A 14,704-nucleotide genomic window follows, 5' to 3' on the forward strand; every position below is an offset into this window, starting at 1 on the left:
CTCATGCGCGTGGCCTTCTCGCTGTTCAAGCAACACGCGATGTTCGATGCCCGCCTGGCGGCCACTGTCGCTTGACGAGAACCATAGAACCTCAGAGCGAACGGACTCGGAGGCCCCTGGCGGCAAATCCTGCCGTTAAGGACCACCGTCGAGGCGGAGGATGGCGGTGTGCGTGCGGAGGTGCCATTCGCGGCGCCGTGCAGTGCCCAAAGCACGTCGGTGGAGAGCGAGCACCCGTGTGGTGAGGCAAGCCGGTCAGCGCGAGCGTGCACCGGGAGCGCGCATGCCGACGTCCTCCGCCCGGTTAGCGGTACACCGCTGGTGCGCCCCGACATAGCGCGCCGCACCGAGCTGCTCTGCCCTCGGCTCGGCTCGGCTCGGCTCGGCTCGGCATCACCATATCCATGGCCATAACCATCGCCATACCGATGCCACCGGCCGATCGCTGAGGCAGACCCCGCAGCGCCCCCGATCGCATACCCCCGCGTCTCGATCTTTACGCCGTTTTGATACGGCACCGGCCAGTCTCTACACCGTCTTGAGGCGCCCCTTCAGACACTGCCAGCCATCGTCTTTTCGATGACTGGAGTGAGAAATGGACATCGTCTGGCTCGTCGCCATCGCCGCCCTGTGGGCCGGCATGGTGGCGCTGGTGTATGCGCTGGCCGCCATGGAGCGGCCGAACGGGAGCCGGCCATGATGTCGCTCGCCGCCCTCTACGGACTGGCCGGCACGCTGGCCGCCCTGCTGCTGGCCTACCTGGTCTATGCACTGATCCGGGCGGAGGACTTCTGATGACCGCCTCCGCCTGGACCCTCCTGGCCGTCTTCCTCGGCCTTCTACTGCTTCTCGCCTGGCCGCTGGGCCGCTGGCTCGCCGCGCTCTGCGAAGGCCGCATGCCGCGCTGGATCGCACGCGTCGAAGCCCCGCTCTACCGCCTGGCCGGCGTCGAGCCCAATGCCTCGATGGGTTGGATGCGCTACGCCCTCGCCCTGCTCGCCTTCAATGCCCTGGGCGCCCTGGTCGTCTACGGCCTGCAACGCCTGCAGGCCCTGCTGCCGCTCAACCCGGCCGGTCTGCCGGCCGTCTCGGGCGACTCGGCCTTCAACACCGCACTCAGCTTCGCCACCAACACCAACTGGCAGGGCTACGCCGGCGAGAGCACCATGAGCTACCTCACGCAGATGCTGGCGCTGACGGTGCAGAACTTCCTCTCGGCGGCCACCGGCATCGCCGTGGCCTTCGCGCTGATCCGCGGCTTTGCGGCCCGCGGCGAGGCGGGCCGCCGCAGCGCGCGCTTCGGCGCCATCGGCAATGCCTGGGCCGATCTCACGCGGCTCACGCTGTGGCTGCTGCTGCCCATCGCCTTCGTGCTGGCACTCGTCTTCGTCAGCCAGGGCACGATCCAGAACTTCGACGGCTACAAGACCGTCACGACGATCGAGGCGACCGTCTACCAGGACCCGCAGAACGGCCCCGACGGCCAGCCGCTGAAGGACGCCGCCGGCAATCCCGTCACCAAGGAAGCCACCACGCAGTCGCAGACCCTGCCCATGGGCCCCGTCGCCTCGCAGGAGGCCATCAAGATGCTGGGCACCAATGGCGGCGGCTACTTCAACGCCAACTCGGCCCATCCCTTCGAGAACCCGACGGCGCTGACCAACCTGCTGCAGATGCTGGCCATCTTCGCCATCCCGGCAGCGCTGTGCCTGGCCTTCGGCCAGGTGGTGGGCGACCGGCGCCAGGGCTGGGCGATCCTGGGTGCGATGACAGCGATCTTCGTCGTCGGCGTGATCGTCGCCACGGGCGCCGAGCAGGCCGGCAACCCACTGCTGGCCGCCCTGGGCGTGGACCCGTCGGCCGGCAACTGGGAGGGCAAGGACCTGCGCTTCGGCATCGCCGCCTCGGCCCTGTTCGCCGTGGTCACGACGGCGGCCTCATGCGGCGCGGTGATCGCCATGCACGACTCGCTCACACCGCTGGGCGGGCTGGTCACGCTGGTCATGATGCAACTGGGCGAGGTGGTGTTCGGCGGCGTGGGCTCGGGCCTGTACGGCATGCTGGTGTTCGCCATCCTGGCGGTGTTCATCGCCGGCCTCATGATCGGCCGCACGCCGGAGTACCTCGGCAAGAAGATCGAGGTCTACGAGATGAAGCTGATCGCCATCGCCATCCTGGTGACGCCCATCCTGGTGCTGCTGGGCACGGCCGTGGCGGTGAGCGTGGAGGCCGGCCGCGCCGGCATCGCCAACCCGGGGGCGCATGGCTTCTCGGAGATCCTGTACGCCTTCACCTCGGCCGCCAACAACAACGGCAGCGCCTTCGCGGGGCTCTCGGCCAACACGTCCTTCTACAACACGACGCTGGGCGTGGCCACCTGGCTGGGCCGCTTCGCCGTGATGGTGCCGGTGCTGGCCATTGCCGGCGCCCTGGCCGCCAAGCAGCGCCTGCCGGTGACGGCCGGCACGCTGCCCACCCACGGACCGCTGTTCGTGGTGCTGCTGATCGGCACGGTGCTGCTCGTCGGCCTGCTCAACTATGTGCCGGCGCTGGCCTTGGGCCCCATCGTCGAGCAGCTGATGCTCTGGAAGTGAGGCGCGCCCCATGAACAACAACACGCTTTCCCTGTTCGACGGCGCGCTGGTGCGCCCCGCGCTCGTCGCGTCCTTCACCAAGCTGAGCCCGCGCGTGCAGTGGCGCAACCCGGTGATGTTCGTCGTCTACGTCGGCAGCATCCTGACCACGCTCCTGTGGGTGCACAGCCTCAACTTTCCCGGCGACACCGGCATGCGGCCCGGCTTCATCCTCGCGGTGTCGCTGTGGCTGTGGTTCACCGTGCTCTTCGCCAACTTCGCCGAGGCGCTGGCCGAAGGCCGCAGCAAGGCGCAGGCCGCCTCGCTGCGCAGCCTGCGCAAGGACAGCTGGGCGAAGAAGCTCGAAGGCGCACCGCGCGAGATGGCACGCCTGGCCGAGCAGCTGGCCCGCGTGCGTGCCGAAGGCGCCGCGCCGGAGCCGGCCACGGCCGAGTCCACCAGCGCCATCTGGCGGCCGGAGCGCGCCACCAACCTGCGCCGTGGCGACGTGGTGCTGGTCGAGGTCGGCGACATGATTCCGCTGGACGGCGAGGTCATCGAAGGCGTGGCCTCGGTGGACGAATCGGCGATCACCGGCGAATCGGCGCCGGTGGTGCGCGAGTCCGGCGGCGACTTCTCCTCCGTCACCGGCGGCACCCGCGTGCTGTCGGACTGGCTGGTGGTGCGCATCGGCGTCAACCCGGGCGAGTCCTTCCTGGACCGCATGATCGGCATGGTGGAAGGCGCCAAGCGCGCCCGCACGCCCAACGAGATCGCGCTGACCATCCTGCTGGTGGCGCTGACGCTGGTCTTCCTGATGGTGACGGTGACGCTGCTGCCCTATTCGCTCTTCAGCGTGCAGGCGGCGGGCACCGGCACGGTGGTGTCCATCACCGCGCTGGTGGCGCTGCTGGTGTGCCTGATCCCGACCACCATCGGCGGCCTGCTGTCGGCCGTGGGCGTGGCCGGCATGAGCCGCATGATGCAGGCCAACGTGATCGCCACCTCGGGCCGCGCCGTCGAGGCCGCGGGCGACGTGGACGTGCTGCTGCTGGACAAGACCGGCACCATCACCCACGGCAACCGCCAGGCCTCGGCCTTCCTGCCGGCGCCGGGCGTGAACAAGGCGCGCCTGGCCCATGCGGCGCAACTGGCCTCGCTGGCCGACGAAACGCCCGAGGGCCGCAGCATCGTCGAACTGGCCCGCCGCGAGGGCGTGGATGTCGCCCCCGTCGACGGCGCCGTTTTCGTGCCCTTCACCGCCCAGACGCGCATGAGCGGCGCCGACCTGCCCGCCGCCGCGCTGGACCTGGCGGGCGACCCCGTGCCGCTGCGCAAGGGCGCGGTGGAGGCCGTGCGCCGCCATGTCGAGACCCTGCGCGGCACCATGCCGCCCGAGCTGCTGCGTGCCGCCGACGAGGTGGCCCGCCGCGGCAGCACGCCGCTGGCGGTGGCCGAGGGCGCCCGCGTGCTGGGCATCGTCGAGCTCAAGGACATCGTCAAGACCGGCATCCGCGAGCGCTTCGCGCAGCTGCGGCGCATGGGCATCCGCACGGTGATGATCACGGGCGACAACAAGCTCACCGCCGCCGCCATCGCCGCAGAGGCGGGCGTGGACGACTTCCTGGCCGAGGCCACACCCGAGGACAAGCTCAAGCTGATCCGCCAGTACCAGTCCGATGGCCGCCTCGTCGCCATGACGGGCGACGGCACCAACGACGCCCCCGCCCTGGCCCAGGCCGACGTGGCGGTGGCCATGGGCAGCGGCACGCAGGCCGCCAAGGAGGCCGGCAACATGGTCGACCTGGACTCCAACCCCACCAAGCTGCTGGAGGTGGTGGAGACCGGCAAGGCCCTCTTGATGACGCGCGGCGCGCTCACCACCTTCAGCATCGCCAACGACGTGGCGAAGTACTTCGCCATCATCCCGGCCATCTTCGTGAGCACCTACCCGCAGCTGGCGGCGCTGAACGTGATGCGGCTGGAAAGCCCGTCCTCGGCCATCCTGAGCGCGGTGATCTTCAACGCGCTGATCATCGTCTTCCTCATTCCGCTGGCGCTCAAGGGCGTGCGCTACCGGCCCATCGGCGCCGCCGCGCTGCTGCGCCGCAACCTGGCCATCTACGGCCTGGGCGGCCTGCTGGTGCCCTTCGTCGGCATCAAGCTCATCGACCTGCTGCTGGCCGCGGTCGGCCTGGTCTGAACCTTTGGAGATGTCCATCATGACGAAGCAGAAGCTCGTGCGTCCCTGCTTGGTGCTGTTCACCGCCCTGAGCGTGATCACCGGCGTGGTCTATCCCGTCGCCGTGACCGGCGTGGCCGGCACGCTGTTCCCGAAGCAGGCGGCCGGCAGCCTGGTGGAGCGCGACGGCCAAGCCGTGGGTTCCACCCTCATCGGCCAGAACTTCAGCGACCCTGGCCACTTCTGGGGCCGGCCCTCGGCCACCGCGCCGCAGCCCTACAACGGCAGCGGCTCCTCGGGCTCCAACCTGGGGCCGCTCAACCCGGCATTGACCGATGCCGTGAAGGCCCGCGTCGAGGCCCTGCGCACCGCCGACCCCGGCAACACCGCGCCGGTGCCGGCCGACCTGGTCACGGCCTCGGCCAGCGGCCTCGATCCGCACATCAGCCCCGAGGCGGCGCGCTACCAGGCCGCGCGGGTGGCGCGGGTGCGGGGCCTCGATGCCGCCCAGGTCCGGCAGCTCATCGACGCGCAGGTACAGCGGCCCGTGCTGCCTTTCCTCGGCGAGCCGGTGGTCAACGTGCTGGCCCTCAACCTGGCGCTGGATGGGCTGGCCCGCCGCTGAGTGCCTCCACATGCTCGCCGACCTTCTTGCCGCCGCCACGGCCCTGGTGGCCGTCCTGCTGCCCAGCGGCGTGGCCTGGCTGATCGTGCGTGGCTGCGAACGCCACGCCCGCCGACGCCGGCCGCGCTGAAAACACGCCGCTTCTTTCTCTCTGTTCCTTCGCATCGACGATGCCTTCTCCCATGAACTTCCGCTCTTCCTCCTTCTGCTTCCTCGGCCTGGGGCTGATCGCCCTGGGCGCCCATGCCCAGTCCGAGGCGCCCGCGCCGGCCGCAGCGGCCGAGCCCTCGCCGATCACGGCCAACATCTCCCTGACCAGCAACTACAAGTTCCGCGGCCAGGACCAGGACGCCATCGGCAACAACGGCTTCTACAAGACCAATGCCGCCAAGCCCGCCGTCCAGGGCGGCTTCGACTATGCCCACGAAAGCGGCTTCTACGTCGGCAACTGGAACTCCAGCGTCAACTGGCTCGCCGGCAACTCCATCGAGAGCGACATCTACGGCGGCTACAAGTTCAAGGCCGGCGTCTTCGACCTCGACTTCGGCGTGCTCACGTACATCTACCCCGGCAACCGCACCGGCAACACCACCGAGCTGTACGGCGCCGCCACCTGGAGCGACGAGGCCATCGGCGCCTTCACCGTCAAGTATTCCAGCACCGTCTCCAAGGACTACTTCGGCTTCGCCAGCAACCGCACCACCGGCTGGAAGGGCCGCGGCACCGGCTACCTGAACATCGCGTACAGCAAGGAAATCTTCCCGAAGGTCACGCTGAAGGCCGCCGTCGGCTACACCGCCCTGTCCAGCGACATCCGTCGCAACACGCCCTACAAGAGCTACGTGGACTACAACGTGGGCGCCACCTACGACTTCGGCGGCGGCCTGAGCCTGACCGGCGCCATCGTCGGCGCCAACAAGAAGGACGCCTACCAAGCCACCACCGGCCAGCTCGTGCTGCCCGCCGGCACCTTCACGACCAGCGAGTCGCCCAACAAGGCACGCTTCATCGCCACGCTGACCAAGACCTTCTAAGGTCGGCCAGCCCGCTGCTAACCTGCCGGCCCGATGACCGAGCGCGAACGCCCCGACCCCGACGCCCTGCTGGCCCAGATGCAGGCCGAGGATGGGCGCGCCCGCCGGGGCCGGCTGCGCATCTACTTCGGCGCCAACGCCGGCGTGGGCAAGACCTGGTCCATGCTCAGCGCCGCCCAGCGCGAGCGCGCCGCGGGCCGCGATGTGGTGGTCGGCGTGGTCGAGACCCACGGCCGCGCCGAGACCGCCGCGCTGCTCCACGGCCTGGAGCAGTTGCCACTGCGCCAGACGCCGCACCGCGGCCATGTGCTGCGCGAGTTCGACCTGGACGCCGCCCTGGCGCGTCGCCCGCAGTTGCTGCTGGTGGACGAGCTGGCCCACAGCAACGCCCCCGGCTCGCGCCACGGCAAGCGCTGGCAGGACGTGCAGGAGCTGCTGGAGGCCGGCATCGAGGTCTGGACCGCCCTGAATGTGCAGCACCTGGAAAGCCTCAACGGCACGGTGGGCGCCATCACCGGCATCCGCGTGCACGAGACCGTGCCCGACGGCGTGCTGGACGAGGCCGACGAGGTGGTGCTGGTCGATGCCACACCCGACGAGCTGCTGGCCCGCCTGGCCGCCGGCAAGGTCTATGTGCCGCATCAGGCGCGGCAGGCGCAACAGAACTTCTTCCGCAAGGGCAACCTGATCGCGCTGCGCGAGATCGCCCTGCGCCGCACGGCCGAGCATGTGGAGGACGACGTGCGCGGCTGGCGGGTGGAGCAGTCCGGCGCCCGCGCCGACGGCCAGACGCCACCGGCCTGGAACACCTCGGGCGCGCTATTGGCGGCCATCGGCCCAGGCGAAGCGGCGGCCCACACGGTGCGCGTGGCGGCGCGCATGGCCGGCCAGCTCAACGTGCGCTGGCATGCAGCCTACGTGGAAACGGCGCGGCTCGCCCGCCTGCCCGCCGCCCGGCGCGACCAGGTGCTGGCCGCCCTGCACCTGGCCGAGGAGCTGGGCGCCGAGACCGCCGTTCTCACCGATGAGGACGTGGCCGGCGCGCTGGCCGCGCAGGCGCGGCGCCTCAACTGCGCCACGCTGATCCTCGGCCCTGCGGCCGGCAGCGCGGACGCGCCCGCCTGGGACCGCTGGCTGGCCCGCATCCGCCGGCCGCTGGCCGAGCGGCTGGGTCGCCGCGCGCCCGACCTGGACCTGGTCTGCGTGGGCCGCGCCGACAGCGCCCGCCGCCTGGCCCGCTCGCCCGCCGGCCTGCGCCATGCGAGCACCGAGGACGAACCCGCCCGTGCGGCGGGGCCGTGGAAAGGGCTGGCCTGCGCCGCGGCCGTCTGCGTGGGCGTGACGCTGCTGGCCACGCCCCTGTCGGGCGTGCTGGAGCTGTCGAACATCGTCATGCTCTACCTGCTCGGCGTGGTGGGCGTGGCCTGGCGCTTCGGGCGGACGCCGGCGGCCTTCGGCGCGCTGCTCAACGTGCTGGCCTTCGACTTCTTCTTCGTGCAGCCCACCTTCTCCTTCGCGGTGAGCGACGTGCAGTACGTGCTGACCTTCGCCGTCATGCTGGGCGTGGGCCTGCTGGTGGGCCAGCTCACGGCCGGGCTGCGCTTCCAGGCCGCCGTGTCGGCCAGCCGGGCGCTGCGCACGCAGTCGCTGTTCGAGCTGACGCGCGACCTGTCGGCCGCGCTGGAGCGAACACAGGTGGCGGACATCGGCGCCGCCGCCGTGCAGCGGCATTTCGGCGGCGAGGCGCTGGTGCTCACCGCCGACGCGCAGGACCGGCTGCAGCCGCCGGCCGCCGCGCCCGCGGGCTTCGACTTCAGCGTGGCCGACTGGGCCTGGCAGCATGGCCAGAGCGCAGGCCTGGGCACCGGCACGCTGTCGGCCCAGCCCTGGCATTACGTGGCGCTCAAGGCACCGATGCGGGTGCGCGGCGTGCTGGCCCTGCGGCCGGCCGAGCCACGCTGGCTGCTCGTGCCCGAGCAGGCCCAGCAGCTGGAGACGCTGGCCCGCCAGATCGCCATCGCCGTGGAGCGGGTGCACTACGTGGAGGTGGCACAGCAGGCGGTCGTCGACATCGAATCCGAACGCCTGCGCAACGCACTCCTGGGCGCCCTGTCGCACGACGTGCGCACGCCGCTCACGGCGCTGATCGCGCTGGCCGAATCGCTGCAGCGCCTGCCCGGCGCCGATGCCTCGCCCGCCATCGGCGAGGCCACACAGGCCATCGTGGCGCAGGCCCGGGCGCTGAGCGCCCTGGTCAACAACCTGCTGGACATGGCGCGGCTCGAAAGCGGGGCGGCCGGCGGCGCTGTGAGCCTGCGGCGCGACTGGCAGTCGGTGGAGGAAGTGGTGGGCAGTGCCATCCGCGCCACGCGCTCCGTGCTGCCCGCGGGTGCCGTTCGCACGTCCCTGCCCGCCGACTTGCCGCTGGTCGAGTTCGACGCCGTGCTGCTCGAGCGCGTGCTGGTCAACCTGCTGGAGAACGCGGCCCGCTATGGCGCGCCGCCGGTGCTGATCTCGGCCCGCGCGCTGCCGCAGACGCTGCAGCTCACGGTGCGCGACCATGGCCCGGGCCTGCCCGCATCGCTGCAGGGCCAGCCGGACCCGCTCTTCGAGAAGTTCACCCGGGGCCATGCCGAGTCGGCCACGCCCGGCGTGGGCCTGGGCCTGGCCATCTGCAAGGCCATCGTGCAGGCCCATGGCGGACAGATCCATGCGGCCGATGCGGTGCCGGACGAGGCCGGCGGCGGCGCAGAATTCACCGTCGTGCTGCCGCGGCGCGACCCACCCGCCGCGCCCGCCTGAACCCTTGCGCCATGCCTGTCGCCGCCCCGCCCGCTTCCACCCCCAGCCCCACTGCCGTCGTCATCGAGGACGAGCCGCAGATCCGCCGCTTCGTGCGCGGCGCGCTGGAGGCCGAGGGCTGGCAGGTGCACGAGGCCGGTGATCTGCGCGAGGGCCTGGCCATGGCCGGCACCCGCCAGCCCGACCTGCTGGTGCTGGACCTGGGCCTGCCCGATGGCGATGGCGTCACGCTGATCCGCGATGTGCGCGGCTGGTCGGGCGTGCCGATCATCGTGCTCTCGGCCCGCAGCGACGAGGCCGACAAGATCGCCGCACTGGACGCCGGCGCCGACGACTACCTCACCAAGCCCTTCGGCACCGGCGAGCTGCTGGCGCGCGTGCGGGCCAACCTGCGCCGGCCCCGCGCGGTGGGCGAGACGCCGGCCGATCCCGTGTTCCGTTTCGGCGAGGGCGAAGGTGCGGTCGAAGTCGACCGCCTGGCGCGACAGGTGCGCCGCAACGGGCAATTGCTGCACCTCACGCCCACCGAATACCGCCTGCTGTGCACGCTGATCGCCAATGCCGGCCGCGTGCTGACCCATCGCCAGCTGCTGCGTGAGGTGTGGGGCCCATCGCATGCCGAACAGAGCCACTACCTGCGCGTCTACATGGGCCATCTGCGGCAGAAGCTGGAACTGGACCCGGCCCAGCCGCGGCACCTGTTGACAGAGACCGGCGTGGGCTACCGGCTGGTGCTGCAGCCAGGCTAATGCCACTTCGGCCCGGACGGACGTGGGACAGGCCGCACACGCGACGCCGGCAGGCGCGGTCAGGAACGCAAACGCCGCCGGGCTATCATGATTGGCTGGGTGCGAGGCGCAGACGGGCGCCACGCAGGAGTCGCGAAGGTCGGGCCGCCTCGCGGATTGCTCCTGGAGATCCGTCCCATGCATCGGACCGTCGCCCCCCACGCCCTTCCGCGCGCACAGCGCATCGCCAAACGCGCCTTTGCGGCCTTCGAACGCTTTCTCCACATCGAAGCCGTCAGCGGCATCGTGCTGCTGGCTGCGGCCGCCTTCGCCCTGCTGTGGGCCAACTCGGAATGGCGGGACAGCTACGACGCGCTGTGGCACCTGCCCGTGGGCCTGACCGTCGGCGCCTGGTCAGCGGCGCCCTCGCTGCACTTCTGGATCAACGACGGCCTGATGACGCTGTTCTTCCTGGTCGTCGGCATGGAGATCCGCCGCGAGATCCACGAAGGCGCGCTCTCCAACCTGCGGCAGGCGCTGCTGCCCATCGGCGCCGCGCTGGGCGGCGTGGCCGTTCCGGCGCTGCTGTATCTGGCGCTCAACCACGACCCGGTGCGGCAATCCGGCTGGGCCGTGCCCACGGCCACCGACATCGCTTTCGCCGTCGGCGTGCTCGCACTGCTGGGGCGCGGTATTCCGGGCAACGTGCGCGTCTTCCTGCTGGCCCTGGCCATCATCGACGACGTGATCGCGGTGCTGATCATCGCCCTCTTCTACTCCGGCGGACTGGCGATGGCCGGCTTCGCGGTGGCGGCCATTGGGGTGCTGATGGTGCTGGGCCTGCAGCGCATCGGTGCCGGCTCGGCCTGGGCCTATGTGCTGCCGGGCGCGGTGCTGTGGGGCGGCATCCTGATGACCGGCGCGCACCCGACCCTGGCCGGCGTGGTGCTGGGCCTGATGACGCCCGTGCGTCCCGGCCGCCTGGGCCAGCCGGCGCAGGCGCTGATCGACGAGGCGGCGGCCCGGCTGCGCAGCGCGGCCGCCGATGCGCGCCTGGGCGCCGCGCCGGCCGCGCTGCTGCATCCGCGGCGCCAGCTGCTGCAGGCCCAGCGCGAGCTCGTGCCGCCGGTCTCGCGCGTGCAGATGACGCTGCATCCCTGGGTCGCCTTCGGCGTGATGCCCATCTTCGCGCTGGCCAATGCCGGCGTGCACCTGGGCGGTGGCGGCGGCGATGCCGGCGCGGCGGTCTGGGTGATGGCGGGGGTGATGGTGGCCCTGGTGGCCGGCAAGCCGCTGGGCGTCGTCGGCGCGAGCTGGCTCATGGTGCGCAGCGGCCTGTGCCGGCTGCCGCCTGGCGTGGACTGGGGCGGCATCTGGCTGGTGGGCTTGCTGGCCGGCATCGGCTTCACCATGTCCATCTTCATCGCCATGCTGGCCTTTGCAGACCCAGACCTGCTGGCCGCCGCCAAGCTGGGCGTGCTGGGTGCCTCGGTGGTGGCGGCCGTGCTAGGGCTGGGCTGGGGCGCGGTGTATCGTCGCCGCGCAGCGCGGACGGACGCCGTGCCGCACGACCTTTCCCACCCCTCCCTGGCCGACGACCGCCCATGATGACTACCCTGCCCGGCCCTGACGGCCACGAACGCTGCCGCTGGTGCGCCGCCACGCCACAGTACGGCGCCTACCACGACGACGAATGGGGCTACCCCGTGGCCGACGACCGGCGCCTCTTCGAGAAGCTGTGCCTGGAAGGCTTCCAGTCCGGCCTGAGCTGGCTGACCATCCTGAACAAGCGCGAGAACTTCCGCGCCGCCTTCCACGGCTTCGACATCGCGCGCGTGGCCGCCTTCGGCGAGTCGGATGTCGAGCGGCTGCTGCAGGACGCGGGCATCGTGCGCCACCGCGGCAAGATCGAGGCGGCCATCCACAACGCCCGCTGCGCGCAGGAACTCATCGCCCGCGAAGGCTCGCTGGCCGCCTATGTGTGGCGGCACGAGGTGCCGGCCGATCGCGGCGATGGCGTGACGGTGCGCGCCACCTCGCCCGCCTCCATCGCCATGTCCAAGGACCTCAAGAAGCGCGGCTGGAAGTTCGTCGGCCCCACCACGGTGTACGCATTCATGCAGGCGATGGGACTGGTCAACGACCATGCGGCGGGCTGCGCCTTCCGCGAGAAGGCGGTGCAGGCGCGGGCGCGCTTCCAGCCACCCACGGGCCGCGGCTGAACGGCTGCGGCTGAGCGCCGGCCGCGACGTCGCGTCGCCCTGTCCCGCCCGCAGGCGCGTGGTTTGATGAGGCGCTCAGTCGGCGGGCGGCGCGACCCCCAGTGCCTTGAGCCGCCGATAGAGGGTGCGTTCGCTCAGGCCCAGCTGCTGCGCCAGGGCCTTGCGGCTGAGGCCGCGGTCGGCGGCCAGGCGCTGCAGTTCGGCGTCGCTCGGGCCGGAGGCCCGGGGCGCGGCGGCGACTGCGCCTGTCGCCGATGCTGCACCCGCCCGGGTGGCGGCGAGGAGCGCATCCGGCAGGTGCTCCTCGCGCACCTCGCCGCCATCGGCCAGCAGCTTGGCGCGCTCGATCACGTTGCGCAGCTCGCGCACGTTGCCGGGCCAGGCGTAGCGCGCCAGCCGCGCCATGGCGGCCGCGTCGATGCGCCAGGCGTTCAGGGGCGACTCCTGCTGCAGCAGGGTCTGCACCAGCACCGGCAGGTCCTCCACCCGCTCGCGCAGCGGCGGCAGATGGATGGGAAAGGCGCTCAGACGGAAGTACAGGTCCTTGCGGAAGCGGCCGGCCTGCATCATGGCCTCCAGCGGCAGATGGGTGGCGGCCACCAGGCGCACGTCCGCCCGCTGCATCTGCACGGCGCCCACGCGGCGGAAGGTGCCGCTTTCCAGCAGGCGCAGCAGCTTGACCTGCAGCGCCAGCGGCACGTCGCCGATCTCGTCCAGGAAGAGCGTGCCGCCCTCGGCCGTCTCGACGAGTCCGGCCTTGCGCGCATGGGCGCCCGTGAAGGCGCCCTTCTCGTAGCCGAAGAGCTCGCTCTCGAACAGCGTCTCGGTCAGGCCCGAGCAGTCCACGATGACGAATGGCCCCTGCGCGCGGTCGCTCGTCTCGTGCACGGCCCGGGCGAAGAGTTCCTTGCCCGTGCCCGATTCGCCCTGCAGCAGCACGGGCAGCCGCGAGGGCGCCACACGCTGCACGGCCGAAAGGGCCTTGTTGAAGGCGGCCGAATGGCCGATGAGCCGCGCACGGCTGGCCTGGGGCGAGGCATGGCGCAGCGCGGTCAGCCGCTCCACATAGGCGGCGATGGTGCCGTCGGCGGCCAGGATGGGCCGCAGTTCCACATCCACATGCTCCGGGCCGCGCGGTGTGTGATGCACATGGAGCACGCGGTCGGGCGCGCGGGTGTCGCGGGCATGCTTCATCGGGCAGTGCTCGCCCGACTGGTCGCAGGGGGCGTCGTAGCCGTGCGAGACCCGGTAGCACTTCTGCCCGAGGAAGGGGCGCGCCTTGACGCCGAACTGCCGGCGATAGGCCGCGTTGCCCGCCAGGATGGTGTAGTCCGGGTCCATCACGATGGTGGGCACGGCGTCGTGCTCCAGGTAGTTGACCAGGCTGTCGATGGCGGGAGCGGCGGGCGCGGGCGACGGGGACATGGGGCATTCCTTGTGCAAGGCTGCCATTCTGGCGGTGCCAGGATGGCAGCCCAACTGCCATGACAGGCGCAGCCGCGCCATCGCGCCGTGTCACCCCGCGCAAGAAATTCTTTTATCTCCACCACTTGCGCGTTTTCCTCGGCGGGCGGCCGCGTGGCATGGATATTGGATTGATCCAGGGCAAACCATCTGCCAAGGAGACGCCATGCCATCCGCTGCCACCCTGCATATCGAGCATTTCTTCGACCCGGACACCGGGACGCTGAGCTATCTGGTGCTCGATCCCGCCACGTACCAATGTGCACTGGTGGACAGCGTGCTCGGCTACGACCCCAAATCGGGCCGCACCTCCCACGCGCCCGCCGACCGCCTCATCGCCCGGGTTCGCGAGCTGGGCGCCACGGTGGCCTGGATCCTGGAAACGCATGTGCATGCCGACCACCTCACGGCCGCGCCCTACCTGCAGCAGCAACTGGGCGGGCGCATCGGCATCGGCAACCGCATCACGCGCGTGCAGCAGGTCTTCGGCGCACTGTTCAACGCGGGCGAAGGCTTCGCCAGCGACGGCCGGCAGTTCGACCACCTGTTCGAGGATGGCGAGGCCTTCCAGGTCGGCAAGCTGCAGGTGGAGGCCATGCACACGCCGGGCCACACGCCCGCCTGCATGACCTACGTCGTGCGCTCCGGCCCCGGCGAGGACGCCGACATCGCGGCCTTCGTGGGCGACACGCTGTTCATGCCCGACTACGGCACGGCCCGCTGCGACTTTCCGGGCGGGGATGCGCACACGCTGTTCCGCTCCATCCGCCGGGTGCTGGCCCTGCCGCCACGCACGCGGCTGTACATGTGCCACGACTACCAGCCCGGCGGCCGCCCGCTGCAGTGGGTGAGCACGGTGGCCGAGCAGCGCACGCACAACGTCCATGTGCACGACGGCATCGACGAGGACCACTTCGTCGCCATGCGCCGGGCGCGGGACGCGACGCTGGCCATGCCGGTGCTGATCCTGCCCTCGGTGCAGGTCAACATGCGCGCCGGCCACCTGCCCGAGCCGGAGGCCGATGGCCGGCGCTACCTGAAGATCCCGGTGGATGCCCTCTGAGCACCACCGCC

At 71.2% G+C, this 14,704-nt stretch carries 11 protein-coding genes; 10 read left to right on the forward strand and 1 reads right to left on the reverse strand.

The window, feature by feature from the left end; genetic code table 11:
- The first annotated feature begins 696 nt into the window (after nucleotides 1-696).
- From kdpF to ABIC63_RS02345, 9 genes are all read left to right on the forward strand, one after another.
- Nucleotides 697-795: a K(+)-transporting ATPase subunit F gene (gene kdpF, locus ABIC63_RS02305; RefSeq protein ID WP_017757755.1), complete on the forward strand. Its 99-nt coding sequence runs from the start codon at nucleotides 697-699 to the stop codon at nucleotides 793-795.
- Complete coding sequence (gene kdpA / locus ABIC63_RS02310) at nucleotides 795-2,594, forward strand: potassium-transporting ATPase subunit KdpA (protein WP_354318533.1); 1,800 nt, start codon at nucleotides 795-797, stop codon at nucleotides 2,592-2,594. Before kdpF ends, kdpA begins: the two co-directional genes overlap by 1 nt.
- Nucleotides 2,595-2,604: 10 nt before the next feature.
- Nucleotides 2,605-4,776: a potassium-transporting ATPase subunit KdpB gene (kdpB, locus tag ABIC63_RS02315; RefSeq protein WP_354318534.1), complete on the forward strand. Its 2,172-nt coding sequence runs from the start codon at nucleotides 2,605-2,607 to the stop codon at nucleotides 4,774-4,776.
- A 19-nt stretch (nucleotides 4,777-4,795) separates the two neighbouring features.
- Nucleotides 4,796-5,380: a potassium-transporting ATPase subunit KdpC gene (gene kdpC, locus ABIC63_RS02320; protein ID WP_354318535.1), complete on the forward strand. Its 585-nt coding sequence runs from the start codon at nucleotides 4,796-4,798 to the stop codon at nucleotides 5,378-5,380.
- A gap of 182 nt (nucleotides 5,381-5,562) precedes the next feature.
- On the forward strand, nucleotides 5,563-6,414 hold the full coding sequence (locus ABIC63_RS02325; protein WP_354318536.1) for a TorF family putative porin: 852 nt from the start codon (nucleotides 5,563-5,565) through the stop codon (nucleotides 6,412-6,414).
- Nucleotides 6,415-6,447: 33 nt separating this feature from the next.
- Nucleotides 6,448-9,216, forward strand: a complete 2,769-nt coding sequence (locus ABIC63_RS02330) for a DUF4118 domain-containing protein (RefSeq protein WP_294369252.1) — start codon at nucleotides 6,448-6,450, stop codon at nucleotides 9,214-9,216.
- 11 nt (nucleotides 9,217-9,227) lie between these two features.
- Nucleotides 9,228-9,965 (forward strand): two-component system response regulator KdpE, encoded by a 738-nt coding sequence (kdpE, locus tag ABIC63_RS02335; protein WP_294369255.1) that lies wholly within the window; start codon nucleotides 9,228-9,230, stop codon nucleotides 9,963-9,965.
- 177 nt (nucleotides 9,966-10,142) lie between these two features.
- Complete coding sequence (gene nhaA / locus ABIC63_RS02340) at nucleotides 10,143-11,552, forward strand: Na+/H+ antiporter NhaA (RefSeq protein ID WP_354318537.1); 1,410 nt, start codon at nucleotides 10,143-10,145, stop codon at nucleotides 11,550-11,552.
- Nucleotides 11,549-12,166: a DNA-3-methyladenine glycosylase I gene (locus ABIC63_RS02345; protein WP_294369263.1), complete on the forward strand. Its 618-nt coding sequence runs from the start codon at nucleotides 11,549-11,551 to the stop codon at nucleotides 12,164-12,166. The genes nhaA and ABIC63_RS02345 overlap by 4 nt, the downstream gene beginning before the upstream one ends.
- Nucleotides 12,167-12,241: 75 nt before the next feature.
- Here ABIC63_RS02345 and ABIC63_RS02350 read toward each other — a convergent pair whose 3' ends face one another.
- Nucleotides 12,242-13,591 carry a sigma-54 interaction domain-containing protein gene (locus ABIC63_RS02350; RefSeq protein ID WP_354318538.1) on the reverse strand — a complete coding sequence of 450 codons (1,350 nt, stop codon included), beginning with the start codon at nucleotides 13,589-13,591 and terminating at the stop codon, nucleotides 12,242-12,244.
- A gap of 205 nt (nucleotides 13,592-13,796) precedes the next feature.
- Between ABIC63_RS02350 and ABIC63_RS02355 the strand changes: the two genes are divergently transcribed.
- Nucleotides 13,797-14,693 carry an MBL fold metallo-hydrolase gene (locus ABIC63_RS02355; RefSeq protein WP_354318539.1) on the forward strand — a complete coding sequence of 299 codons (897 nt, stop codon included), beginning with the start codon at nucleotides 13,797-13,799 and terminating at the stop codon, nucleotides 14,691-14,693.
- Nucleotides 14,694-14,704 lie beyond the last annotated feature (11 nt).

The organism is Pseudacidovorax sp. 1753 (genome assembly GCF_040544975.1).
GTDB lineage: Bacteria > Pseudomonadota > Gammaproteobacteria > Burkholderiales > Burkholderiaceae_C > Xenophilus.